This is a genomic window from Streptomyces sp. NPDC005151, from assembly GCF_053599875.1.
The window spans coordinates 1-21,268 of record NZ_JBSFYR010000110.1 but is presented as its reverse complement, the minus strand read 5'-3'; the positions used below and the strand labels follow the sequence as shown (position 1 = coordinate 21,268).

Annotated in this window: 20 protein-coding genes; 13 read left to right on the top strand and 7 right to left on the bottom strand. The window is 70.0% G+C overall.

Annotated elements, in window-relative coordinates:
- Nucleotides 1-93 precede the first annotated feature (93 nt).
- Nucleotides 94-1,293, bottom strand: a complete 1,200-nt coding sequence (locus ACWD6R_RS35095; protein WP_451822435.1) for a threonine aldolase family protein — start codon at nt 1,291-1,293, stop codon at nt 94-96.
- 181 nt (nt 1,294-1,474) lie between these two features.
- Between ACWD6R_RS35095 and ACWD6R_RS35090 the strand changes: the two genes are divergently transcribed.
- The 10 genes from ACWD6R_RS35090 (at nt 1,475) to ACWD6R_RS35045 (ending at nt 9,594) form a co-directional block, all read left to right on the top strand.
- Complete coding sequence (locus ACWD6R_RS35090) at nt 1,475-2,434, top strand: Rossmann-like and DUF2520 domain-containing protein (RefSeq protein WP_451822434.1); 960 nt, start codon at nt 1,475-1,477, stop codon at nt 2,432-2,434.
- Complete coding sequence (gene panC / locus ACWD6R_RS35085) at nt 2,431-3,444, top strand: pantoate--beta-alanine ligase (RefSeq protein WP_451822433.1); 1,014 nt, start codon at nt 2,431-2,433, stop codon at nt 3,442-3,444. Before ACWD6R_RS35090 ends, panC begins: the two co-directional genes overlap by 4 nt.
- Nucleotides 3,441-5,192, top strand: coding sequence for an L-aspartate oxidase (locus ACWD6R_RS35080; RefSeq protein ID WP_451822432.1), 1,752 nt, complete (start codon nt 3,441-3,443; stop codon nt 5,190-5,192). The genes panC and ACWD6R_RS35080 overlap by 4 nt, the downstream gene beginning before the upstream one ends.
- Nucleotides 5,193-5,194: 2 nt before the next feature.
- Nucleotides 5,195-6,238 carry a carboxylating nicotinate-nucleotide diphosphorylase gene (gene nadC / locus ACWD6R_RS35075; protein ID WP_451822431.1) on the top strand — a complete coding sequence of 348 codons (1,044 nt, stop codon included), beginning with the start codon at nt 5,195-5,197 and terminating at the stop codon, nt 6,236-6,238.
- Nucleotides 6,238-7,035: a type III pantothenate kinase gene (locus ACWD6R_RS35070; RefSeq protein ID WP_037691052.1), complete on the top strand. Its 798-nt coding sequence runs from the start codon at nt 6,238-6,240 to the stop codon at nt 7,033-7,035. The genes nadC and ACWD6R_RS35070 overlap by 1 nt, the downstream gene beginning before the upstream one ends.
- A 138-nt stretch (nt 7,036-7,173) precedes the next feature.
- Complete coding sequence (locus ACWD6R_RS35065) at nt 7,174-7,755, top strand: hypothetical protein (protein WP_451822436.1); 582 nt, start codon at nt 7,174-7,176, stop codon at nt 7,753-7,755.
- A 61-nt stretch (nt 7,756-7,816) separates the two neighbouring features.
- On the top strand, nt 7,817-7,996 hold the full coding sequence (locus ACWD6R_RS35060; protein WP_327245717.1) for a hypothetical protein: 180 nt from the start codon (nt 7,817-7,819) through the stop codon (nt 7,994-7,996).
- 134 nt (nt 7,997-8,130) lie between these two features.
- Nucleotides 8,131-8,547 (top strand): BlaI/MecI/CopY family transcriptional regulator, encoded by a 417-nt coding sequence (locus tag ACWD6R_RS35055; protein ID WP_393308749.1) that lies wholly within the window; start codon nt 8,131-8,133, stop codon nt 8,545-8,547.
- A 57-nt stretch (nt 8,548-8,604) separates the two neighbouring features.
- Nucleotides 8,605-9,114: an amino-acid N-acetyltransferase gene (locus ACWD6R_RS35050; protein ID WP_451822430.1), complete on the top strand. Its 510-nt coding sequence runs from the start codon at nt 8,605-8,607 to the stop codon at nt 9,112-9,114.
- A 144-nt stretch (nt 9,115-9,258) separates the two neighbouring features.
- A complete protein-coding gene (locus ACWD6R_RS35045) occupies nt 9,259-9,594 on the top strand; it encodes a histone-like nucleoid-structuring protein Lsr2 (protein WP_451822429.1) in 336 nt (111 codons plus the stop codon).
- Here ACWD6R_RS35045 and ACWD6R_RS35040 read toward each other — a convergent pair.
- Nucleotides 9,573-10,211: an SCO3374 family protein gene (locus ACWD6R_RS35040; protein ID WP_451822428.1), complete on the bottom strand. Its 639-nt coding sequence runs from the start codon at nt 10,209-10,211 to the stop codon at nt 9,573-9,575. The genes ACWD6R_RS35045 and ACWD6R_RS35040 overlap by 22 nt on opposite strands.
- A gap of 430 nt (nt 10,212-10,641) precedes the next feature.
- Between ACWD6R_RS35040 and ACWD6R_RS35035 the strand changes: the two genes are divergently transcribed.
- Nucleotides 10,642-13,170 carry an ATP-dependent Clp protease ATP-binding subunit gene (locus ACWD6R_RS35035; RefSeq protein ID WP_451822427.1) on the top strand — a complete coding sequence of 843 codons (2,529 nt, stop codon included), beginning with the start codon at nt 10,642-10,644 and terminating at the stop codon, nt 13,168-13,170.
- A gap of 902 nt (nt 13,171-14,072) precedes the next feature.
- Nucleotides 14,073-14,774, top strand: a complete 702-nt coding sequence (locus ACWD6R_RS35030) for a M23 family metallopeptidase (RefSeq protein WP_451822426.1) — start codon at nt 14,073-14,075, stop codon at nt 14,772-14,774.
- Between the two features lie 144 nt (nt 14,775-14,918).
- Here ACWD6R_RS35030 and ACWD6R_RS35025 read toward each other — a convergent pair whose 3' ends face one another.
- Nucleotides 14,919-15,503: a TetR/AcrR family transcriptional regulator gene (locus ACWD6R_RS35025; RefSeq protein ID WP_451822425.1), complete on the bottom strand. Its 585-nt coding sequence runs from the start codon at nt 15,501-15,503 to the stop codon at nt 14,919-14,921.
- A gap of 124 nt (nt 15,504-15,627) precedes the next feature.
- Here ACWD6R_RS35025 and ACWD6R_RS35020 point away from each other — a divergent pair, with 124 nt between their 5' ends.
- Nucleotides 15,628-17,274, top strand: coding sequence for an MDR family MFS transporter (locus tag ACWD6R_RS35020; RefSeq protein ID WP_451822424.1), 1,647 nt, complete (start codon nt 15,628-15,630; stop codon nt 17,272-17,274).
- A gap of 73 nt (nt 17,275-17,347) precedes the next feature.
- Here ACWD6R_RS35020 and cseC read toward each other — a convergent pair whose 3' ends face one another.
- From cseC to ACWD6R_RS35000, 4 genes are read right to left on the bottom strand one after another with little or no spacing between them, the layout of a single operon-like run.
- The gene (gene cseC, locus ACWD6R_RS35015) at nt 17,348-18,727 is read right to left on the bottom strand and encodes a two-component system sensor histidine kinase CseC (RefSeq protein WP_451822423.1); all 1,380 of its coding nucleotides are present in this window, start codon (nt 18,725-18,727) and stop codon (nt 17,348-17,350) included.
- Nucleotides 18,724-19,428: a two-component system response regulator CseB gene (gene cseB / locus ACWD6R_RS35010; protein ID WP_451822422.1), complete on the bottom strand. Its 705-nt coding sequence runs from the start codon at nt 19,426-19,428 to the stop codon at nt 18,724-18,726. Before cseB ends, cseC begins: the two co-directional genes overlap by 4 nt.
- A gap of 9 nt (nt 19,429-19,437) precedes the next feature.
- Entirely contained in the window at nt 19,438-20,184 is a 747-nt protein-coding gene (locus ACWD6R_RS35005; protein WP_451822421.1) for a hypothetical protein, read from the bottom strand.
- Complete coding sequence (locus tag ACWD6R_RS35000) at nt 20,172-20,822, bottom strand: SigE family RNA polymerase sigma factor (protein WP_451822420.1); 651 nt, start codon at nt 20,820-20,822, stop codon at nt 20,172-20,174. The genes ACWD6R_RS35005 and ACWD6R_RS35000 overlap by 13 nt, the downstream gene beginning before the upstream one ends.
- Nucleotides 20,823-21,268: the final 446 nt, after the last annotated feature.

Genomic DNA, 21,268 nt, shown 5'->3' with positions numbered 1-21,268 from the left:
GCAGGGGAGACCTCATCCGAGGGCCTTCCGGCGCCTTGGAATCGCACGCACCAGACCGCGTCCGCTTTCCGATCGAAGGTCACCCGACAGGCTCTAAGCCAGCCGCCGCACGAACTCCCCCACCGCTTCCCGCACATCCCGTTTCGTCCACTCCAGCCCCGCCTCCGCCACCGTGACCTCCGTGTACGACATCCCGGGCGGCCCCGCGGCGGCCGGGTGCCACCTGCGGAAGAGCGCCAAGCCCGTCTCCTCCGCCTGCCGCACTCCCGCCTCCGTCAGGACATCCGCCGGGTACGGCAGCCACACCTGGAACTGATGCGTGTGAGGCGGCTCCGGATGCACCCGGAACCACGGCACCGCTGACTCCGCGAACCCCTCGGTCAGCGCCCCGGCCACCACCTTCGCCTGCGCCACGTACGAAGCCAGTTTCGGCAGCTCCCGTTCCAGGCCGATCAGCGCGGCCAGCGCCGCCGGGAACTGCTGGAAGAGCTGCCCGCCGTACCGGTGGCGCCAGGTGCGCGCCTCCTCGATCAGGGACTCGGGACCGGCGAGCGCCGCCCCCGACAGCCCGCCGAGGCTTTTGTAGAACGACACGTACACGCTGTCCGCCAGCGCCGCGATCTCCGGCAGCCCGCGCCCGAACCGGGGGGCGCACTCCCACAGCCTCGCGCCGTCTATGTGCACCACTGCATCACGTTCGCGCGCGGCCGCCACCACGGCCTCCAGCTCCTCCCACTCCGGCAGGACGAAACCGGCGTCGCGCAGCGGCAGCTCCAGCATCAGCGTGCCGAACGGTTCGGCGAAGTCGCGGATCTCCTCCGCGGTGGGCAGCCGCGGCGCGGACGTCGGGTGGACGGTACGCAGCCCGCTCACCACCCCCAGCGCGCCGCGCTCGTGCACCTCGGGGTGGGCGAGCGGGTGCAGCGCCACGGTCGGATTGCCGGTTCGCCCCGCCCAGCAGCGCAGGGCGACCTGCTGCGCCATCGTCCCGGTCGGGAAGAACGCCGCCGCCTCCATGCCCAGCAGCCCGGCGATCCGCGTCTCCAGCTGGGCGACGACGCCGTCCCCGTAGATGTCCGCGGGCTGGTCCGGGTCGGCGACGGACGTGGCGTGCGCGGCGAGGTCGGCCAGCTGTTCCCCGAGGGTGCGGTCGACGTTAAGCCGCGCCAGGACCCGCTCGGCCCGCCGCCAGGCGCCGATCCGGCGAAGGCGCTCCGTCTGTTCGTCGTCCGGGGAGCCACCCCGTACCTCGTCCCGTACCTGCACCTGCACCTGCTCATCCGTGTCTGCCATGGGACGATCATCACGCAGAACACCGCCCCCGCTCACACCATTTCGCGGCCCCTGCCCCGTCGGCGATCCACGTGTTCGTCCACAGCCTGTGGACGGCCGGAAGCCCGGACGAAACGCTGGCGTAGCATGCAGAGAAATCGTCCGGTACCCCCCGCGGACTGGAACGGAAGGCCATCGCCGCGTGAACGCAACAACACCCAGGGAGCCCCTCGACGCGAGGGACCGTCCCGCCCGCCTCACCGTCGGCGTCGTGGGCGCGGGCCGCGTCGGCCCCGCCCTCGCCGCATCCCTGCAGCTCGCCGGACACCGCCCGGTCGCCGTCTCGGGTGTCTCCGACGCGTCCGTGCGCCGCGCCGCCACGCTTCTGCCCGACGTCCCCCTCGTGCCGCCCGCAGAGGTGCTCGCCCGCGCCGAGCTAGTGCTGCTGACCGTCCCCGACGACGCCCTGCCAGGCCTGGTCGAGGGCCTCGCCGAGACGGGCGCGGTCCGCCCGGGACAGCTGATCGTCCACACGTCGGGGCGCTACGGGACCCGGGTCCTGGACCCCGCACTGCGGGCCGGCGCCCTGCCGCTCGCCCTGCACCCGGCGATGACGTTCACCGGCACCGCTGTCGACGTACAGCGGCTGGCCGGCTGCTCCTTCGGCGTCACCGCCCCCGAGGAGCTGCGGCTCGCGGCCGAGGCGTTGGTCATCGAGATGGGCGGCGAACCCGAATGGATCGCGGAGGAGTCCCGTCCGCTCTACCACGCGGCGCTCGCCCTCGGCGCGAACCACCTGGTCACCCTGGTCGCACAGTCGATGGAGCTGCTGCGCACGGCGGGGGTCGCGGCCCCCGACCGGATGCTCGGCCCGCTCCTCGGCGCCGCACTCGACAACGCGCTGCGCTCCGGTGACAACGCGCTGACCGGCCCGGTGGCCCGCGGCGACGCAGGCACGGTCGCCGCGCACATCGGCGAGCTGCGCAGGCACGCCCCGCAGACCGTGGCCGGTTACCTCGCTATGGCCCGTGCCACCGCCGACCGGGCGCTCGCGCACGGCCTGCTCAAGCCGGAACTGGCGGAGGACCTGCTCGGCGTCCTGTCCGACGACGCGACCGGTACGGGCGGCGCGGGCAGCACCGGACCGGGAGGGATCCGATGAACACGACCGGAGCAACCACGCTGCTGCGTACAGCGGCCGAACTCGACGCGTTCGGCGCACGGAAGGGGCCGCGGGCCGTCGTCATGACGATGGGTGCCCTGCACGAGGGCCACGCCACCCTGATCCGTGCCGCACGCACCGCCGCGGGCCCGGACGGCCAAGTCGTCGTCACCGTCTTCGTCAACCCGCTGCAGTTCGGTGAGGCGGCGGACCTCGACCGCTACCCCCGTACCCTCGACGCCGATCTCGCCGTCGCGGGCGCGGCCGGCGCCGACGCCGTCTTCGCCCCGTCCGTCGACGAGGTCTACCCCGGCGGCGAACCGCAGGTCAGGATTGACGCGGGCCTGATGGGTGAGCGTCTGGAAGGTGTGTCCCGCCCGGGACACTTCGACGGGATGCTGACCGTCGTCGCCAAGATGCTGCACCTCACCCGCCCCGATGCCGCGTTCTTCGGACAGAAGGACGCCCAGCAGCTGGCGCTGATCCGCCGCATGGTGCGCGATCTGAACTTCCCGGTGGAGATCGTCGGCGTGGAGACGGTCCGCGAGCCCGACGGACTCGCGCTCTCCAGCCGCAACCGTTTCCTCGACGCCGAGGAGCGCCGCACCGCCCTCGCTCTCTCCCGGGCCCTGTTCGCCGCCCGGGACCGGCTCGCCGCCCAGCAGGCGCTGCACGCCCGCGCGCAGACCACTACGGCGACGACGGGCCGGGCCGCCGCGCTCACCCGCCTCGGCGAGGTCCGCGCGGCCGCCGACACCCAGGCGGTGGCCTGGGCCCGGCCCGACGACGGACCCGCGGCGGTACGCGCTGCCGCACGCACGATCCTCGACGACGCGGCCGCCGCGCAGCCCCCGCTCGCACTGGACTATCTGGCGCTCGTGGACCCGTCTGACTTCACCGAGATCCCCGACGACCGGACCACCGGTGACGCGATCCTCGCCGTGGCCGCGCGGGTGGGTGCCACCCGACTCATCGACAACATCCCGCTGACCTTCGGAGCCGACACGTGACCGGAATACGGCTGACCGCCCCCGCCCCCGGCTGGGCCATCGACGCGGATGTCGTGGTGGTCGGCTCCGGCGTCGCCGGCCTCACCACCGCGCTGCGTTGCGCGGCAGCGGGCCTGGCCACCGTCGTCGTCACCAAGGCCCGTCTCGACGACGGCTCCACCCGCTGGGCGCAGGGCGGCATCGCGGCGGCGCTCGGCGAGGGCGACACCCCCGAACAGCACCTGGCCGACACCCTGGTCGCGGGCGCGGGCCTGTGCGACGAGTCCGCGGTGCGGACCCTGGTCACCGAGGGCCCCGACGCCGTACGCCGCCTGATCGAGACCGGCGCGCACTTCGACACCACCGACACCGGCGACATCGCGCTCACCCGCGAGGGCGGCCACCACCGCCGCCGTATCGCCCACGCGGGCGGGGACGCGACGGGCGCCGAGATCTCCCGCGCCCTGGTCGAGGCGGTCCGCTCCGCCGCCCTCCACACCGTGGAGAACGCCCTGGTGCTGGACCTGCTGACGGACGCCGAAGGGCGTACCGCGGGCGTCACCCTGCACGTCATGGGCGAGGGCCAGCACGACGGCGTCGGCGCGGTCCACGCCCCCGCGGTGGTCCTTGCCACCGGCGGCATGGGCCAGGTCTTCTCCGCCACCACCAACCCGCCGGTCTCCACCGGCGACGGTGTCGCGCTCGCCCTGCGGGCCGGTGCGGAGGTCTCCGACCTCGAGTTCGTCCAGTTCCACCCGACGGTCCTCTTCCTCGGCGCGGACTCCGAGGGCCAGCAGCCCCTCGTATCGGAAGCGGTACGGGGCGAGGGCGCCCATCTCGTCGACGCGTCCGGTACGCGGTTCATGGCCGGACAGCACGAACTGGCGGAGCTGGCGCCCCGCGACATCGTCGCCAAGGCCGTCACCCGCCAGATGCAGCTGCACGGCACCGAGCACATGTATCTCGACGCCCGCCACTTCGGCGCCGAGATGTGGGAGCAGCGGTTCCCCACGATCCTGGCGTCCTGCCGCGCCCACGGCATCGACCCGATCACCGAACCCGTCCCGGTGGCGCCCGCCGCGCACTACGCCTCCGGCGGCATCCGCACCGACCTGTGCGGCCGGACGACGGTCCCGGGTCTGTACGCGTGCGGAGAGGTCGCCTGCACGGGCGTGCACGGCGCGAACCGGCTGGCGTCCAACTCGCTCCTGGAGGGGCTGGTCTTCGCCGAGCGCATTGCTGCGGACATCGTCGCGAAGGGTCCGCGCACCGCGCAGGCACCGGCCTCCGAAATGCCGGCCGCCGGACTCCCCGCTCCCTCCCCGCTCCTTGCCCCCGAGGTGCGGCCGCAGATCCAGCGGATCATGACCCAGGGCGCCGGAGTCCTCCGTTCCGCCGCCAGCCTCGCCACCGCCGCCGACGAGCTGGAGGCCCTGCACCGCAGCGCCGCCGTCGTCGCCGAGGCGGCCGAGCCCAAGGTCGCGGTGCCCGGCGTCGAGGCATGGGAGGCCACCAACCTCCTCCTCGTCTCGCGCGTCCTGGTCGCTGCCGCCCGGGAGCGCGAGGAGACCCGCGGCTGCCACTGGCGCGAGGACCGGCCCGAGCGCGACGACGAGACCTGGCGCCGCCACCTCGTCGTCCGGCTCACCCCCGACCGGCAGCTGGTCCTGGCCCGTACGGAGTCCGAGGCATTCCCGCCCGTACGCGCGGCGGGGGCACCAGACTGCGCAACAGCACCCACGAACCACCCCACTCCCGAGGAGCCGTAACCGTGAGCACGCCCGAAGAGAATCCGCGCCCCACACCCGTGGACGTACCGCTGATCCAGATCGGCGCGCCCGCACCGGCCGCGGGCGGCTGCGGGGACGCCTGCGGCTGCGGCGGGGAGGAAGGCTACGAGCTGGACCCCCTGGAGTGCGGTCTCGACCCCGACCTCGCCCAGCTGCTCGCCGACGCGGGCCTCGACCCGGTCCAGGTCGAGGACGTCGCGCACGTCGCCATCGAGGAGGACCTCGACGGCGGTGTGGACGTCACGACCGTCGCCACGGTCTCCGAGGAGGCCATGGCCACCGGTGACTTCACCGCCCGCGAGGCCGGTGTCGTCGCAGGTCTGCGCGTCGCCGAGGCCGTCCTCTCCATCGTCTGCACGGCCGAGTTCGAGGTCGAGCGCCATGTCGAGGACGGCGACCGCGTCGCCCCCGGCCAGAAGCTGCTGACCGTCACCACCCGCACCCGCGACCTGCTCACCGGCGAGCGCAGCGCGCTCAACCTGCTCTGCAGGCTCTCCGGCATCGCGACCGCGACCCGCGCCTGGGCCGATGTGCTCGAAGGCACGAAGACGAAGGTCCGCGACACCCGCAAGACCACCCCGGGCCTGCGCGCCCTGGAGAAGTACGCGGTGCGCTGCGGCGGCGGCGTCAACCACCGGATGTCGCTCTCCGACGCCGCGCTGGTCAAGGACAACCACGTCATCGCGGCGGGTGGCGTCGCCGAGGCGTTCAAGCGGGTGCGTGACGAGTTCCCGGACGTACCGATCGAGGTCGAGGTCGACACCCTGGACCAGGTCCGCGAGGTCCTGGAGGCGGGAGCCGACCTGATCCTGCTGGACAACTTCACCCCGTCCCGGACCGAGGAGGCCGTCGCGCTCGTCGGCGGCCGCGCGGTCCTGGAGTCCTCCGGCCGGCTCACCCTCGACACCGCCAGTGCCTACGCCGCCGCAGGCGTCGACTACCTGGCCGTGGGCGCGCTCACCCACTCCTCGCCGATCCTCGACATCGGCCTGGACTTCCGCGACACCGACGGGGCCGGCGTCTGATGCTGCTCACCATCGACGTCGGCAACACCCACACCGTCCTGGGCCTGTTCGACGGTGAGGAGATCGTCGAGCACTGGCGGATCTCCACCGACGCCCGCCGCACCGCGGACGAACTCGCGGTGCTGCTCAACGGCCTGATGGGCATGCACCCGCTGCTCGGCGAGGAGCTGGGCGACGGCATCGAGGGCATCGCGATCTGCTCCACGGTCCCGGCCGTCCTGCACGAGCTGCGCGAGGTCACCCGCCGCTACTACGGCGACGTGCCCGCCGTGCTCGTCGAGCCGGGCATCAAGACGGGCGTCCCGATCCTGATGGACAACCCGAAGGAGGTCGGCGCAGACCGCATCATCAACGCGGTCGCGGCCGTCGATCTCTACGGCGGCCCGGCGATCGTCGTCGACTTCGGCACGGCGACCACCTTCGACGCGGTCTCCGCGCGGGGCGAGTACGCGGGCGGGGTCATCGCCCCCGGCATCGAGATCTCGGTCGAGGCGCTCGGCGTGAAGGGCGCCCAGCTCCGCAAGATCGAGCTGGCCCGGCCGCGCAGCGTGATCGGCAAGAACACGGTCGAGGCCATGCAGGCGGGGATCGTGTACGGCTTCGCGGGCCAGGTCGACGGCGTCGTCGCGCGCATGAAGAAGGAGCTGGCGGCCGACCCGGACGACGTCACCGTCATCGCGACCGGTGGCCTTGCTCCGATGGTGTTGGGGGAGTCCTCCGTCATCGACGAGCACGAGCCCTGGCTCACGCTCATCGGGCTGCGACTGGTGTACGAGCGCAACATCGCCCGGATGTAGGGCACGCGCCGGGTACCTGCGGGAACGGCACGGCGGTGCGAAGGCTGCCGCCGCGCCGCCGGCGCCCAGCTAAACGGATTTTGTCCATTTAGCACGTATTGTCGCGTTATGCCCACGCCTTACGGATCACGCGGCGGTATGGCGTTCAGCGCGGACGAGCTGCGTGTGCTCCGACGCGCCCTCGCCAACGCCCTCCGCCCCGCGCCCCTGCCCGACGAGGACGTCCAGGACTGCCTGCGGCTCGCGAGTTCCCTGGACGAGGCGGTCGGGGAGGCGGGACGGCTGCGTGCGTTCCTCCTCGCCGACCTCGTCCGCTACCGCGACGCCCTGCCAGGCTCGGTCACCGGCTATCTGGAGCTGCTCCAGGATGCCCTGGCCGCCGGATACGACCCCCGCCCGGAGGATCTGGCCGCTCTGCGCACCCAACGGGGCAGACCGGTTGCCGCAGCGCTCCTGGAGCGCTGCCACGTGCTCGCCGAGCGGTCGGTGCGGGCCCGTCTCGCCGGACGCGCCGTCCCCACGACAGCACCCGCCCCGCGCAGCCGTCTGCTCGCCCTCCCCGGCGGCCGGGCCGCGACCACGGAACCCGAAAAGCCGAAGGCCCCGGCGGCCCCGGCCCGTCCCGTGCCGCCGTCCGAACGCCCCGCCCCGAAGCCCTCGGAAGTCTTCCCGCCCCGCCGCCGGCCCGTCCCGCCCCCGCAACAACGCGCCGCGGGATAGCCGCGCCGGACGACGGAGGGGTCGCGCGGAAGTCCGTACCGGGATCGCTACTCTGGATCCCATGGACTACGTATCCGCGCTCGTGCCCCCCGTGGTGATGGCCGCCTTCTTCATCGGCCTCGTCGTGACGATCGTCAAGAGCCAGGGCGGCCCGAACAAGGCCAAGGAGGACGCGGCCGTGGACTCGGCGCTCAGCCGCGCCGAGGCGGCGCAGCAGACGCCGCGGACCGAGGGCGTCTGACCGGTACGGCGCGTACCGCACCTCGCGTACCGCATCCCGCACCGCATGAAGGGCGTGCGGCTCATCAGGAGCCGCACGCCCTTTTGTTGCGCAAATAATCGGTCATTCCAGACATCTAGCACTAAGGTGACGCTGTGCCTCGCCAATTGGGAGAGCTGGAAGACGCCGTGATGACACGGGTCTGGCAATGGAACCGTCCGGTCACCGTGCGGGAAGTCCTTGAGGACCTTCAGAAGGAACGGTCCATCGCGTACACGACCGTCATGACGGTAATGGACAATCTCCATCAGAAGGGCTGGGTGCGCCGGGAAGTCGAAGGCCGCGCATATCGATATACGGCGGTCTCCACCCGCGCCGCCTACTCGGCCGCACTGATGAACGAAGCCTGGTCCCACAGCGACAACCCCGCCGCCGCTCTTGTCGCCTTCTTCGGCATGATGTCCGCCGAGCAGCGGGAAGCACTCAGTGACGCGATGCGGATCGTATCGCCGGAGCTGCCGGAGACCGGCGATCGCCCGGCCGATGACGCGGACACGGAGTCCGGGCGATAGCGTCGGGGCATGCCCTCAGAGCTTCCGCATACCGATTTCCGTACCGAACCGTCGGTTATGAACGCAGCCATCACCGTCCGGCGTGCCCGGACGAGCGATGTGCCCTCGGTCCGCCGTCTCCTCGACGGGTACGTGTGCGAAGGTATCCTGCTCGACAAAGCGACGGTGACGCTTTACGAGGACATCCAGGAGTTCTGGGTCGCGGAACGCGACGAGGACGCCCGCGTCATCGGCTGCGGCGCACTCCATGTGATGTGGGAAGACCTTGCCGAAGTCCGTACTCTCGCGGTCGATCACAGCATCAAGGGCGCCGGAGTGGGGCATCAAGTACTGGACAAGCTGTTGCAGACCGCCCGCTGGCTGGGTGTGCGCCGGGTTTTCTGTCTCACCTTCGAAGTCGACTTCTTCGCCAAGCACGGCTTCATGGAGATCGGGGAGACGCCGGTCGACACAGATGTCTACAGCGAGCTGCTGCGTTCCTATGACGAGGGCGTAGCAGAGTTCCTCGGTCTCGAACGAGTGAAGCCGAACACCTTGGGCAACAGCCGGATGCTTCTGCACCTGTGACCGTCGGAAGACGCCGGAACCCTATGTCCGAATCGCGCATGTTTCCCGTGTTCTTGCGCTCCTGAACCTCTCCCAGGGGTTTGTGTTTTCCGGGGAAAAGCGGTTTCCTTTCCGCGTACTGCATTTTCGATGAAAGGAAATCCGGTGGCACAGAAGGTTCAGGTCCTTCTTGTCGACGACCTCGACGGTGTCGAGGCGGACGAGACAGTGACGTTCGCTCTGGATGGCAAGACGTACGAGATTGACCTCACCACGATCAACGCGGACAAGCTCCGTGGTCTTCTTGAGCCGTACACCAAGGGTGGCCGGCGTACCGGCGGCCGTGCCGCGGCGGGTCGTGGCAAGGGTCGCGCCGTTACCGGTGGCAACAAGGACACCGCTGAGATCCGTAAGTGGGCGCGCGAGAACGGTCACAATGTGAATGACCGTGGTCGTGTTCCGGCAGAGATCCGCGAGGCTTACGAGAAGGCCAACGGCTGAACTGCCGGCCGATCCGTCGGCAGTCCCTTTGCCGACAGCTCCGCTGTCGGTTGCACCGTTGTCGTCCGCCCCGTACGGGTATGCATCAACCGGGCCCGGTGGCATTCCGTTGCCACCGCGTCCACGAGCCGTACGAGATCGGGAGCATCCCCACCCCTGCTCCCGAGGCCGGCGAGGGCCGGGAGCTCCGGCTTCCCCTCGTGCCGCAGCTCGGGGGGCCGCAGCCATGTGGCGGCCCCCGGCGAGCCAGGAGCCCAGCCGGGCGGCTTCGGTGCGATGATCCGCCCGCCCGTACCGACGGCGGTCAGCGCGAGGGAGACTCCGCCCCACTCCAGCCAGTCGAGCAGCCCCGGCAGCTCGTCGGCGCTCCCCGCGGCCACCAGCAGCCCCATGGTCCGCCCCGTCAGCGCCACGGGCCCTGTGTGGCCCAATCGCCGCAGCGCCGCGTACCCCGCGGCCGCAGGCAGTTCCAGGACGTCGAACCGCAGCCCGGTCGGCAACTGCACCGGAGCGGTCCCTTCCGTCGGCCAGCCGAGTTCGTGCTCGTACCACCACGCACAGTCACCATTGCGCTCGTCAGCGAGCGCTGCGCGTGGGGGCGGGACGGTGAGGGCCATGCCCGAAGAACTGCCGGGCCGCCCCAAGAGTTACGCAGAGTCGGCGATTATGTGCACAACGTGTCCATGATGAGGGCGTACGAGCGCATTTCCGGGCGCAAGAATGTTCGCCCGTAGCGGAGGGAACCGGCGCGCGCCGCATGGACTGTCTGTAATTGCGGGTAAGAACATCCCTAGTGGGGAGGGGCGACACGCGGCTCGGCACGTCTCACGTTCGCCATCGGCGTACTGGCGATAGGGGTATCTGCCTGGCCTGCGGGAACATCGTCTCGCACCATCGGGTTGGAGCAGTTGCCGGCGTTCGGGGCAGGAGGCCAAGGACGGGTGTCGGCAGTTGGAATGAGCGGTCCCCGCTTGCGGGACTAAGCTGCGGAAGGACAGGGAGGGGACCGACCCCTTACTGCCTGACCGCTCTGAGGAGCGATTAACGATGTTCGAGAGGTTCACCGACCGCGCGCGGCGGGTTGTCGTCCTGGCTCAGGAAGAAGCCCGGATGCTCAACCACAACTACATCGGCACCGAGCACATCCTCCTGGGCCTTATCCATGAGGGTGAGGGTGTCGCCGCTAAGGCCCTGGAGAGCCTCGGGATTTCGCTCGAGGCGGTCCGCCAGCAGGTGGAGGAGATCATCGGTCAGGGCCAGCAGGCCCCGTCCGGGCACATCCCCTTCACTCCCCGAGCCAAGAAGGTCCTGGAGCTGTCGCTCCGCGAGGCTCTTCAGCTCGGCCACAACTACATCGGCACCGAGCACATCCTGCTCGGCCTGATCCGCGAGGGCGAGGGCGTCGCCGCCCAGGTCCTCGTGAAGCTGGGCGCCGACCTGAACCGGGTGCGGCAGCAGGTCATCCAGCTGCTCTCCGGGTACTCGGGAGGCAAGGAGGCGGCCACCGCAGGCGGCCCCGCGGAGGGCACGCCCTCCACGTCCCTGGTGCTCGACCAGTTCGGCCGGAACCTCACCCAGGCCGCTCGCGAATCCAAGCTCGACCCGGTCATCGGGCGCGAGAAGGAGATCGAGCGGGTCATGCAGGTGCTCTCCCGCCGTACCAAGAACAACCCGGTCCTCATCGGCGAGCCCGGCGTCGGCAAGACGGCGGTCGTCGAGGGCCTGGCGCAGGCCATCGTCAAGGGCGAGGTGCCCGAGACCCTCAAGGACAAGCACCTCTACACCCTCGACCTCGGCGCGCTGGTCGCCGGTTCCCGCTACCGCGGTGACTTCGAGGAGCGCCTGAAGAAGGTCCTCAAGGAGATCCGCACCCGCGGCGACATCATCCTGTTCATCGACGAGCTCCACACCCTCGTGGGTGCGGGCGCCGCCGAGGGCGCGATCGACGCCGCGAGCATCCTCAAGCCCATGCTGGCGCGAGGTGAGCTCCAGACGATCGGTGCGACGACGCTCGACGAGTACCGCAAGCACCTGGAGAAGGACGCCGCTCTTGAGCGCCGCTTCCAGCCCATCCAGGTCGCGGAGCCGTCGCTGCCGCACACCATCGAGATCCTCAAGGGTCTGCGCGACCGCTACGAGGCCCACCACCGCGTCTCCATCACGGACGAGGCGCTGGTCCAGGCCGCGACGCTGGCCGACCGCTACATCTCGGACCGCTTCCTGCCGGACAAGGCGATCGACCTGATCGACGAGGCCGGTTCCCGGATGCGTATCCGCCGGATGACCGCGCCGCCGGACCTCCGCGAGTTCGACGAGAAGATCGCGGGTGTCCGCCGCGACAAGGAGTCGGCCATCGACTCCCAGGACTTCGAGAAGGCAGCTTCCCTCCGCGACAAGGAGAAGCAGCTGCTGGCGGCGAAGGCCAAGCGGGAGAAGGAGTGGAAGGCCGGCGACATGGACGTCGTCGCCGAGGTCGACGGCGAGCTCATCGCCGAAGTCCTGGCCACCGCCACCGGCATCCCGGTCTTCAAGCTGACGGAGGAGGAGTCCTCCCGGCTGCTGCGCATGGAGGACGAGCTCCACAAGCGCGTCATCGGCCAGAAGGACGCCATCAAGGCCCTCTCGAAGGCGATCCGCCGTACGCGAGCCGGTCTGAAGGACCCGAAGCGCCCCGGTGGCTCGTTCATCTTCGCCGGCCCGTCCGGTGTCGGTAAGACCGAGCTCTCCAAGACGCTCGCCGAATTCCTCTTCGGCGACGAGGACGCGCTGATCTCCCTCGACATGTCGGAGTTCAGCGAGAAGCACACGGTTTCCCGCCTCTTCGGCTCTCCCCCCGGTTACGTGGGTTACGAAGAGGGCGGCCAGCTCACCGAGAAGGTGCGCCGCAAGCCGTTCTCCGTCGTCCTCTTCGACGAGGTCGAGAAGGCCCACCCCGATATCTTCAATTCCCTGCTCCAGATTCTGGAAGACGGTCGCCTGACCGACTCCCAGGGCCGGGTCGTGGACTTCAAGAACACGGTCATCATCATGACGACCAACCTCGGGACCCGGGACATCTCCAAGGGCTTCAACCTGGGCTTCGCCGCCCAGGGCGACGTCCAGACGAACTACGAGCGGATGAAGAACAAGGTCAACGAAGAGCTCAAGCAGCACTTCCGCCCCGAGTTCCTCAACCGTGTCGACGACACGGTCGTCTTCCACCAGCTCACCGAGGAAGACATCATCCAGATCGTCGACCTCATGCTCGCCAAGGTGGACGAGCGCCTGAAGGACCGCGACATGGGCATCGAGCTCAGCTCGGAAGCCAAGTCGCTCCTGGCGAAGAAGGGCTACGACCCCGTGATGGGCGCCCGGCCGCTGCGCCGGACGATCCAGCGCGAGATCGAGGACATCCTCTCCGAGAAGATCCTCTTCGGTGAGCTGCGCCCCGGTCACATCGTGGTCGTCGGCACCGAGGGCGAGGGTGAGGAGAAGAAGTTCACCTTCCGCGGCGAGGAGAAGTCGGCGCTGCCCGACGCCCCGCCGATCGAGCAGGCGGCAGGCGGCGCCGGCCCGAACCTGACGAAGGACGTGTAAGGGCGCGCTGAGCGTCCGAGCATGTGAAGGGGCTGCCCCGGACCGTTTCGTACGGTTCCGGGGCAGCCCCTTCGCTGTGCCGTCAGGCGCGCACGATGAGCACCTCGCCGCCGATCGTGGCGTCGCGCGGTTTCAGGGTGAGGGAGGCCTTGTGGGTGCGGCCCGTCGCACGGGACACGTCGGCGCCCGCCCCCACCACCCAGGCCTTACGGCTCCCCCCGCGATGGGGAGTGGGCTCCCGACGCCCTGCGACTCCGCTTGCGGCGTTGTCGTCGGTCACCGACGCTCCGCGTCGACTCCTTCCTCCGCGTTGCAGTCGAAGCCGCATGACGCCGCTCGCTGATCCACTCCCTCGCGGCGCCGATGAGCTGGTTACGGATGGACTCGACGGCGTCTGCGAGCTCGATGCCGTCCATGGCCCCCGGGGCAGTGCGGTCGCTGGTCATCGCTGCCCCCCGGGGGCTGAGCGTCTGCCGTGACAGCGTAGTCGGGTTGCATGCCGAAGGTCCCGAATCGGGCGGTCTTCGGTCCCGTCGGTGGTGACAAGGCGCACACCCCCTTTCGGCCCTCCTAGGAGGCATAGGAGACGGGACCGTGATCGCGGAAGGGGCCTTCGCCCCGCAGCGGAACGGGACCTTCGGTGCGACGGAAAGAGGGGCCCGAAACACTGCAACATGTCCGTTTCAGGCGGTTTGGAGCTGGGGTTAAACCTGTCCGGCCGAGGAGATCCGACCGAGTTGTGTATCGAGGATCCGGGACCCGTGGCAACGAGTTCCCTGGGCCTTGAATACGGCTTTTCTTCGTAGATGGGGTGTTTGAGTACAGGTGGGGTGGCGGGTTACCAAGGGATGGCCAGCCCGGCGGACAAGCCGGGTCCACTCACCTCCGGAGGATCCCCGCTTATGTCGAAGCGCGTTACGCTCCAGCACTCCCGCCGCCCGTCCATGTCCCGTGTCCGTGGAGCCGTGGTGGCAGCCGGCCTGGGGACGTCGATGGTTCTCGGCGCGGGCGCTGCGTTCGCGGCCGCCCCGGCGAGCGCCCCCGGCACCGCGAGCCTGATCAGCACCACAGCGGCCGACTCGGTCGCCGCGCAGGCGGCCGCGCAGGCCAAGGCGGCGGTCAAGAAGACCGCTGCGGCGGAGCAGGCCGCGCGCAGCTCCGCCAAGGAAGCCGTCGGCAGGGCCGCCTCCTGGATGACGCCGGTCCGCCACTACACGCTGAGCGCCTGCTTCGGCACCGACGGCAGCCGCTGGGCTCACAAGCACTCCGGCCAGGACTTCGCCGTGCCGATCGGGACCACGGTCGGCGCCGCGCACTCCGGCACCGTCGTGAAGGCCGGCCCGAACGGCGGCGGCGACGGTCCCGCGTACGGCAACGCCATCGTGATCAAGCACGGTAACGGCACGTACTCGCAGTACGCGCACCTGTCGCGGATCGACGTGCGCATCGGCCAGACCGTGAGCACGGGCGAGAAGATCGCCCTCTCCGGCAACACCGGTAACTCCAGCGGCCCGCACCTGCACTTCGAGATCCGTCACACCGCCAACTACGGTTCGGCGATCAACCCGGTCTCGTTCCTGCACCAGGAGGGCGTCACGGTCTGACCCGACCTGACGACCGCACCACGGCCCGGATCCCGCTGGTGCCCCTCCCGGCAAGCCTTGCCCCGTCGCACCGTCCAGCGCGGCGAGCGCACGCACCGGACGACGCTCCTCATGGGGCAAACATTGCCGGTCACGGGACAGCCCTCAGCTCGCGGGGCCCGGGCTGTGGGCTTGGGTGATGAGATCGAAGGCGACTTCGAGGACGGCTTTGCGCTTGTCCTCGGGGTCGCCGTCGAAGTCCTTGAGGGCGAACATGCCCGCGTGCAGTGTGAAGAGTGCGGTGAAGCAGCGCACCTGGTCGGTCAGCGGCGCGTCGGGTTCCTTGATCAGATCGACGAGAGTCACGACGCGGCCCTTGATGGTCTCCCCGATGCTGAGATCCCGTATGGTCGCCTGGTTCTCCTGCATGAACCGGAAGAGCGGCGCCGCCGCGGCCAGTGCGTCGCTGTAGCGGACCAGGAGCTCCTTTTTCGTCTCCAGGGTGCGAGGCTGTTCCTTGCCCCAGGCGATCAGCTCCTCGACGGGACGGTTGAGGTCCTCGAAGATGCTGATGAGGATGTCTTCCTTGGTCTTGAAGTGGTAGTACAGCGCCGCCTTGGTGACGTCCAGCTTCTCGGAGATCTCGCGCAGCGAGGTCTTCTCGTAGCCCTGCTCGGCGAAGAGCTCCAGGGCGACGTCCTGGATCCGCTGGCGCGTATTGCCCCGGCGTGGCTGCGGCGTGCTGCCCATGGTGCGCTCCCCAAAAGACTTACTTGACGCCCGGCTAGTTACGGGTCTATTTTCCCCAGTGTAGTCAACTAGCCGGGCGGCAAGTAAGGGCCCGGCTAACAGGGGATCAGGGGAGTTGGGAACCATGTCGGACCTGAAGAAGGCGGCGGACGGGAAGCCGGGCGGCAGAGCAGCCGAGAAGACTGCCGACGAGCCGCCCGCCGCACCCGAACCGCGGCAGCGCAGCGTCCGGGTGGTGATGCTCGCCCTGATGATCACCATGCTGCTGGCCATGCTCGACAACCTGATCGTCGGCACCGCCATGCCGACCATCGTCGGTGATCTCGGCGGCCTGGAGCATCTGTCCTGGGTCGTCACCGCGTACACCCTGGCCACCGCGGCCTCGACCCCGATCTGGGGCAAGCTCGGCGACATGTACGGACGCAAGGGCATCTTTCTCACGTCCATCGTGCTCTTCCTGATCGGCTCCGTACTGAGCGGCATGGCCCAGGACATGGGTCAGCTGATCGGCTTCCGCGCGATCCAGGGGCTCGGCGCGGGCGGCCTGATGGTCGGCGTCATGGCCATCATCGGCGACCTGGTGCCGCCCCGCGAGCGCGGCAAGTACCAGGGAATGATGGCCGGTGTGATGGCGATCGCCATGATCGGCGGGCCGCTGGTCGGCGGTACCATCACGGACCACCTCGGCTGGCGCTGGAGCTTCTACATCAACCTGCCGCTGGGCGCCGTCGCCCTCGCCATGGTCACCGCCGTACTGCACCTGCCGAACAAGAAGCGCACCCGGGCGAAGGTCGACTACCTCGGCGCCGGGCTGCTGACCCTCGGCATCACCGCGATCGTGCTGGTCACCACCTGGGGCGGTTCGGAGTACGCCTGGGACTCCGCCGTGATCATGGAGCTCATCGCGATCGGTGTCGTCTCGCTCGTCGGCTTCCTCTTCGTCGAGACGAAGGCCGCAGAACCGATCATTCCGCTGCACATCTTCCGCAACCGCAACTTCACACTGATGTCGGTCGTCGGCTTCATGACCGGCTTCGTGATGTTCGGAGCGGTGCTCTTCCTGCCGCTGTTCCAGCAGTCCGTCCAGGGTGCGTCCGCGACCAACTCCGGTCTGCTGCTCCTGCCGATGCTGCTGTCGATGATGGTCGTCTCGCTGATCGCCGGACGGGTCACCACCAGCAGCGGCAAGTACAAGATCTTCCCCATCATCGGCTCCATCCTGATGGTGGCCGGCCTGTTCATGCTCTCGCAGATGGACACCGGCACCACCCGCTTCACCTCCGGCATCTACATGGCGGTCCTCGGCGCGGGCATGGGCTTCCTGATGCAGATCACGATGCTCGTCGCGCAGAACAGCGTCGAGCTGAAGGACATGGGCGTCGCCTCCTCCGCGACCACCCTCTTCCGTACGCTCGGCAGTTCCTTCGGCGTCGCGATCATGGGTGCGCTGTTCACCGGACGGGTGCAGGACGAGATGGTGGCCCGCGGCGGCGGAGCAGCCACCTCGACGTCCGCGCAGCTGGACGCGGCGAGCCTGGCGAAGCTGCCGGACGCGGTGCGTGAGGCGTACCAGTTCGCGGTGTCGTCCGGCACGCACATCGCCTTCCTGGTCGGCGCATCGGTCGGTGTGATCGCGCTGGTGGCGGCGGTGTTCGTCAAGGAGGTACCGCTGCGGGGGGCGGGCCCGGAGGCCAAGCCCGAGCCCACCGCCGAGAGCGGCGTGGAGGCACCGGAGCCGGTGGCCGACGCCAAGCAGAGCGAGAACGTCTGACCCGACAGTGACCAGGGGCCCTGGGGTGCGCGGTCCGCGCGCCCCAGGGCCCCTTCGTCGCTGCCCGGCCGGATCAGCTGCCGAACGGTGTGCCGTCCGACGGCGCGACCGCCCGCGAGCTCCCGGGCCTGCGCTGTTCGGCGAGGTGCAGGATCGGGAAGCTGCCGGTGTTCGTCGGGGCGTGCTCCGGCAGCCACAGCACGGCGATCGCCCCGCCGGTCCCCTCGGCCGCGCCCTGCGGTGCCGCGTTGCGGAACGTCAGCCGGGCGCCGAGCACCCGGGCCTGACCGGCCGCGATCGTCAGCCCCAGGCCGTGCCCGCGCCCGGAGCGGTCGCTGCTTCCGGTACGGAACCGGCTCGGGCCCTCACGCAGCAGCGCCTCCGGGAAACCGGGCCCGTGATCGCGGATGCGCACCACCCGTCCCTCGACCGCGACCTCCACCGGAGTGGAGCCGTGCTTCGCGGCGTTCCCCAGCAGATTGCCGAGGATGCGCTCCAGCCGGCGCGGATCGGTGTTGACCCACGACTCGTGCACCACCTGGACCCGCACATCGGGGTCCAGCAGCGCGATCCGGCGGCTGACGAACTCACCGAATGCGATCTCCTGCAGCTCGGCACGCTCCGACGCACTGTCCAGCCTGGCCACCTCCAGCACGTCCTCGACGAGCGTGCGCATCGCCTGCGCCCTGTCCCGTACGAGCTCGGTGGGGCGGCCCGGCGGCAGCAGCTCGGCGGCGGTCAGCAGCCCGGTCACGGGGGTGCGCAGCTCGTGCGCGATGTCCGCGGTGACCCGGCGCTCCGCCTCGATCCGTTCGTTCAGCGCGTCCGTCAGGGCATCCACCGCACGGGCCAGCTCGTCGGTCTCGTCCCGGATGACCCCGCCGATGGCCTCCCGGACCCGTACCTCCGTATGGCCCTGCGCGACCTTTCCGGCCGCGGCCGCCGCCTTGCGCAGCCTGCGCGACAGCTGCCCGCCGATCAGCACGCCCAGCGCGCAGCCACCGAAGACCACCGAGACGGAGCCGATGATCAACGCCCGGTCGAGATCGCCCATGATCGTGGCGGAACGGTCCGCGAAGCGGGTGTGCAGGGACAGCACGTCGCCATTGGCCAGCGGCACGGCGGCCCACACATCGGGCACCCCGTTCTTGTACTCGTCGACATGCGTGGCGCGCCGGTTCTTACGGGTCTCCGCCCGCAGGCTCCGCGGCATCGTCGGGTCGTTGAGCTTGGCGCCGAACTTGGGATCGGCCTTCTTCGTCTTCGTCGCCTCATACAGCAGCTGCGCGTACGTCAGCCGCTCCAGCTGGACCTCACGGGCGTTCTCCAGCATCGAGACGCGGGCAGCGTTGTGGACGACGAGGCTCAGCGCCACGGCGATGAGCGCGCCCACTGCGGCGATCGCGATACTGATCTTCCAGCGGACCCCCGTCCGCAGTGCCAGCCGCTTCATGGCTTGAGTTTGTAGCCGAAACCGCGGACCGTGTCGATCCGGTCCTGCCCGATCTTGGTACGCAGCCGCTGCACATGGACATCCACGACCCGGGTGTCTCCTCCCCAGCCGTAGTCCCAGACCCGTTCGAGCAGCTTGTCGCGCGAGAGCACCGTGCCGGGCGCGGACGAGAACTCCAGCAGCAGCCGCATCTCGGTCGGGGTCAGCGCCACGGGCGCGCCGCCCTTGCGTACCTCCATGCCCTCGGTGTCGACCTCCAGGTCGCCGAAGACCAGCACCCCGCCGACGGGCTTCGACTCCGCCTCCGCGCCGCCCTGCTGTCCGCCCGACGCATGGCCGAAGCGGCGCAGCACGGCTCGGATCCTGGCGACCAGAACAGCGCCGTCGAACGGCTTGGTGACGTAGTCGTCGGCGCCGGCCTCCAGGCCGAGCACCACATCGATCGAATCGGCGCGGGCGGACAGCATGATCACGGGCACGGTCGACTCGTCGCGAATACGACGGCACAGACTGACCCCGTCCAGGCCGGGCACCATCACGTCGAGCAGGGCGATGTCCGGCCGGTCGGCCCGGAACGCCTCCAGACCGGAGAGGCCGTCGGGCATCGCGGTGACCGCGAAACCATCACGCTCCAGCGCCAGCTGGGTGGCCTCGCGGATGACATCGTCGTCCTCGACGAACAGGACGTGGGTCTCGGCCATCGACTGCTCTCAGTTCTTCGTCGGTTCCGTGGGCTCCGGGAATTCCCCTTCTCCGTTGCCGACGGCTCTGTTGAAGTCGTTGTGCACCCGGTCGTGCTCGGCGAACCGGTTGTCGGCCCAGCGGTACGTGACCACTTCCTCGCCCGACGGGTACGCGACCGCGTCCTTCTTCTCGTACACCTGCGTCGTCACGACCAGATCGCCCCGGTCGATGGTGCCGTAGACCGCGGGCTGCTCGGTGGTGAAGATGTTCTCGTACGCGCCGTTGCTCTGCCGGCGGTACACGTAGGTGCCGACACCGACCGCGTCGCCGCAGGTCATCACGTTCACCACGACGTCCGGCGCGGAGCCGCCCGTCAGCCTGCCGTACGAGGAGTCGACCGGGTACTCGTGGCCCGTGCAGGGCTTCAGGTCCGTCCTGACCCGCTCGCTCACCCGGGAGTCCCGCTTGACCAGCTGGACGGGATCGACCTGCGGGGTCGGCTTCGCCGACGGCGCGGAGGCCGACGGCGTGACCTGGGCGGCCGGGTGGGAGCCTGCCGGGCCCTCGTCACGGGTGCCCGTACCACCAGTGGAACAGCTGACGGTGAGCAGCGCCAGAACGGCGAGCCCGACCAGTGTCGTACTGTTCGCCGCCCACCGGGTCAGCCGGCGACCACCGCTGCGGGTCGCCCCGCTTCCGCCGGTCGCCGTGTCCCCGCCGGTGGTACCGCTTCTGCCGTCCCCGCGTTCACCGCTGCCTGTCAGGCCGCGCACCGCTCCCGCCCCCGTTCGTCATGACGCCGGTCCGCCTGTCCGCGGAGCTGCGTCCCTGCCCGCGCACGCTGCGCGGCACCGGTGGCGGGAGCCCGGTCGCCCGCCGTGTGGCCCTGGGCCTCACGGATCCTGGCTTCCCTGCTCATGGCCTCGCGGCTCTCCAGTTCCTGGCGCAGCCGAGCCAGCGCACGGTGCAGCGTGCTCTTCACCGTACCGGCCGACATACCGAGCGCCGCAGCCGTCTCCTCCGTGCTCATCTGCTCCCAGTGTCGCAGCACGACGACGCTGCGCTGCTTGGGAGCCAGCACACCCAGGACGTCCATCAGGAGAGCACGGTCGGCGCGCTGCTCGGTGCCGTCCTCGATGCTGGCGTCGGGCAGCTGCTCGGTGGGCACCTCCTCCAGCTTGCGGGCCCGCCACCACTCCGTACGGGTGTTGATCATGACGCGGCGCAGGTAGGCATCGGCCAGGGACTTGTCGGCGATGCCGTCCCAGCGGCCGAGGGTACGGGCCAGGGCGGTCTGCAGCAGGTCCTGCGCGTCCACCGGGTCGGGGACCAGGCGGCGCGCACTGCGCAGCAGTGCGTCCTGCCGGGTGCGTACGTACTCTTCGAATTCGAGCACCTCGCCCTGCGCCATTCCAACCGCCTCCGTCCCCGTCGATCCCCGTTTGACCTCTGCCGGCCACTGGTGCGTGGGCTGACGGTCGGAGACGTTACGGAGCGGTTGTCACGGTGCTGTGCGGAGCAGCCATACGCCGACGCACGGCTGTCCATCGGTTGTGTAACAGCGGAGGGGGAGGACCTTCCTGCTCTGTTCCCAGGGGGTGTCCGGCGGACCAGGGCCGTGCCAGGCATCGCGGCCCTGATCCGCCGGTCGCGGCACTAGTAGCGCCCCTCCCGGCAAGCTTTGCCCCGTCGCACCGTCCAGCACGCCCACTCGCACTGGACGACGCTCCTCATGGGGCAAACATTGCCGGTCACGGCACTAAGAGCCTGTCGGGTGACCTCTGATCGGGCGGCCACGCCCTGGCACGCACGCTTCCCGCGTTGCCGAAATGCCCTAGTAGCTCCTTCCCCAAGCTC

Bases quoted from the DNA above. Each gene is read 5' to 3' on its own strand.
- ACWD6R_RS35095 (WP_451822435.1), bottom strand. From the start codon at position 1,293: ATGGCAGACACGGATGAGCAGGTGCAGGTGCAGGTACGGGACGAGGTA.
- panC (WP_451822433.1), top strand. From the start codon at position 2,431: ATGAACACGACCGGAGCAACCACGCTGCTGCGTACAGCGGCCGAACTC.
- ACWD6R_RS35070 (WP_037691052.1), top strand. From the start codon at position 6,238: ATGCTGCTCACCATCGACGTCGGCAACACCCACACCGTCCTGGGCCTG.
- ACWD6R_RS35065 (WP_451822436.1), top strand. From the start codon at position 7,174: ATGGCGTTCAGCGCGGACGAGCTGCGTGTGCTCCGACGCGCCCTCGCC.
- ACWD6R_RS35060 (WP_327245717.1), top strand. From the start codon at position 7,817: ATGGACTACGTATCCGCGCTCGTGCCCCCCGTGGTGATGGCCGCCTTC.
- ACWD6R_RS35050 (WP_451822430.1), top strand. From the start codon at position 8,605: ATGAACGCAGCCATCACCGTCCGGCGTGCCCGGACGAGCGATGTGCCC.
- ACWD6R_RS35040 (WP_451822428.1), bottom strand. From the start codon at position 10,211: ATGGCCCTCACCGTCCCGCCCCCACGCGCAGCGCTCGCTGACGAGCGC.
- ACWD6R_RS35035 (WP_451822427.1), top strand. From the start codon at position 10,642: ATGTTCGAGAGGTTCACCGACCGCGCGCGGCGGGTTGTCGTCCTGGCT.
- ACWD6R_RS35030 (WP_451822426.1), top strand. From the start codon at position 14,073: ATGTCGAAGCGCGTTACGCTCCAGCACTCCCGCCGCCCGTCCATGTCC.
- ACWD6R_RS35025 (WP_451822425.1), bottom strand. From the start codon at position 15,503: ATGGGCAGCACGCCGCAGCCACGCCGGGGCAATACGCGCCAGCGGATC.
- ACWD6R_RS35020 (WP_451822424.1), top strand. From the start codon at position 15,628: ATGTCGGACCTGAAGAAGGCGGCGGACGGGAAGCCGGGCGGCAGAGCA.
- cseC (WP_451822423.1), bottom strand. From the start codon at position 18,727: ATGAAGCGGCTGGCACTGCGGACGGGGGTCCGCTGGAAGATCAGTATC.
- cseB (WP_451822422.1), bottom strand. From the start codon at position 19,428: ATGGCCGAGACCCACGTCCTGTTCGTCGAGGACGACGATGTCATCCGC.
- ACWD6R_RS35000 (WP_451822420.1), bottom strand. From the start codon at position 20,822: ATGGCGCAGGGCGAGGTGCTCGAATTCGAAGAGTACGTACGCACCCGG.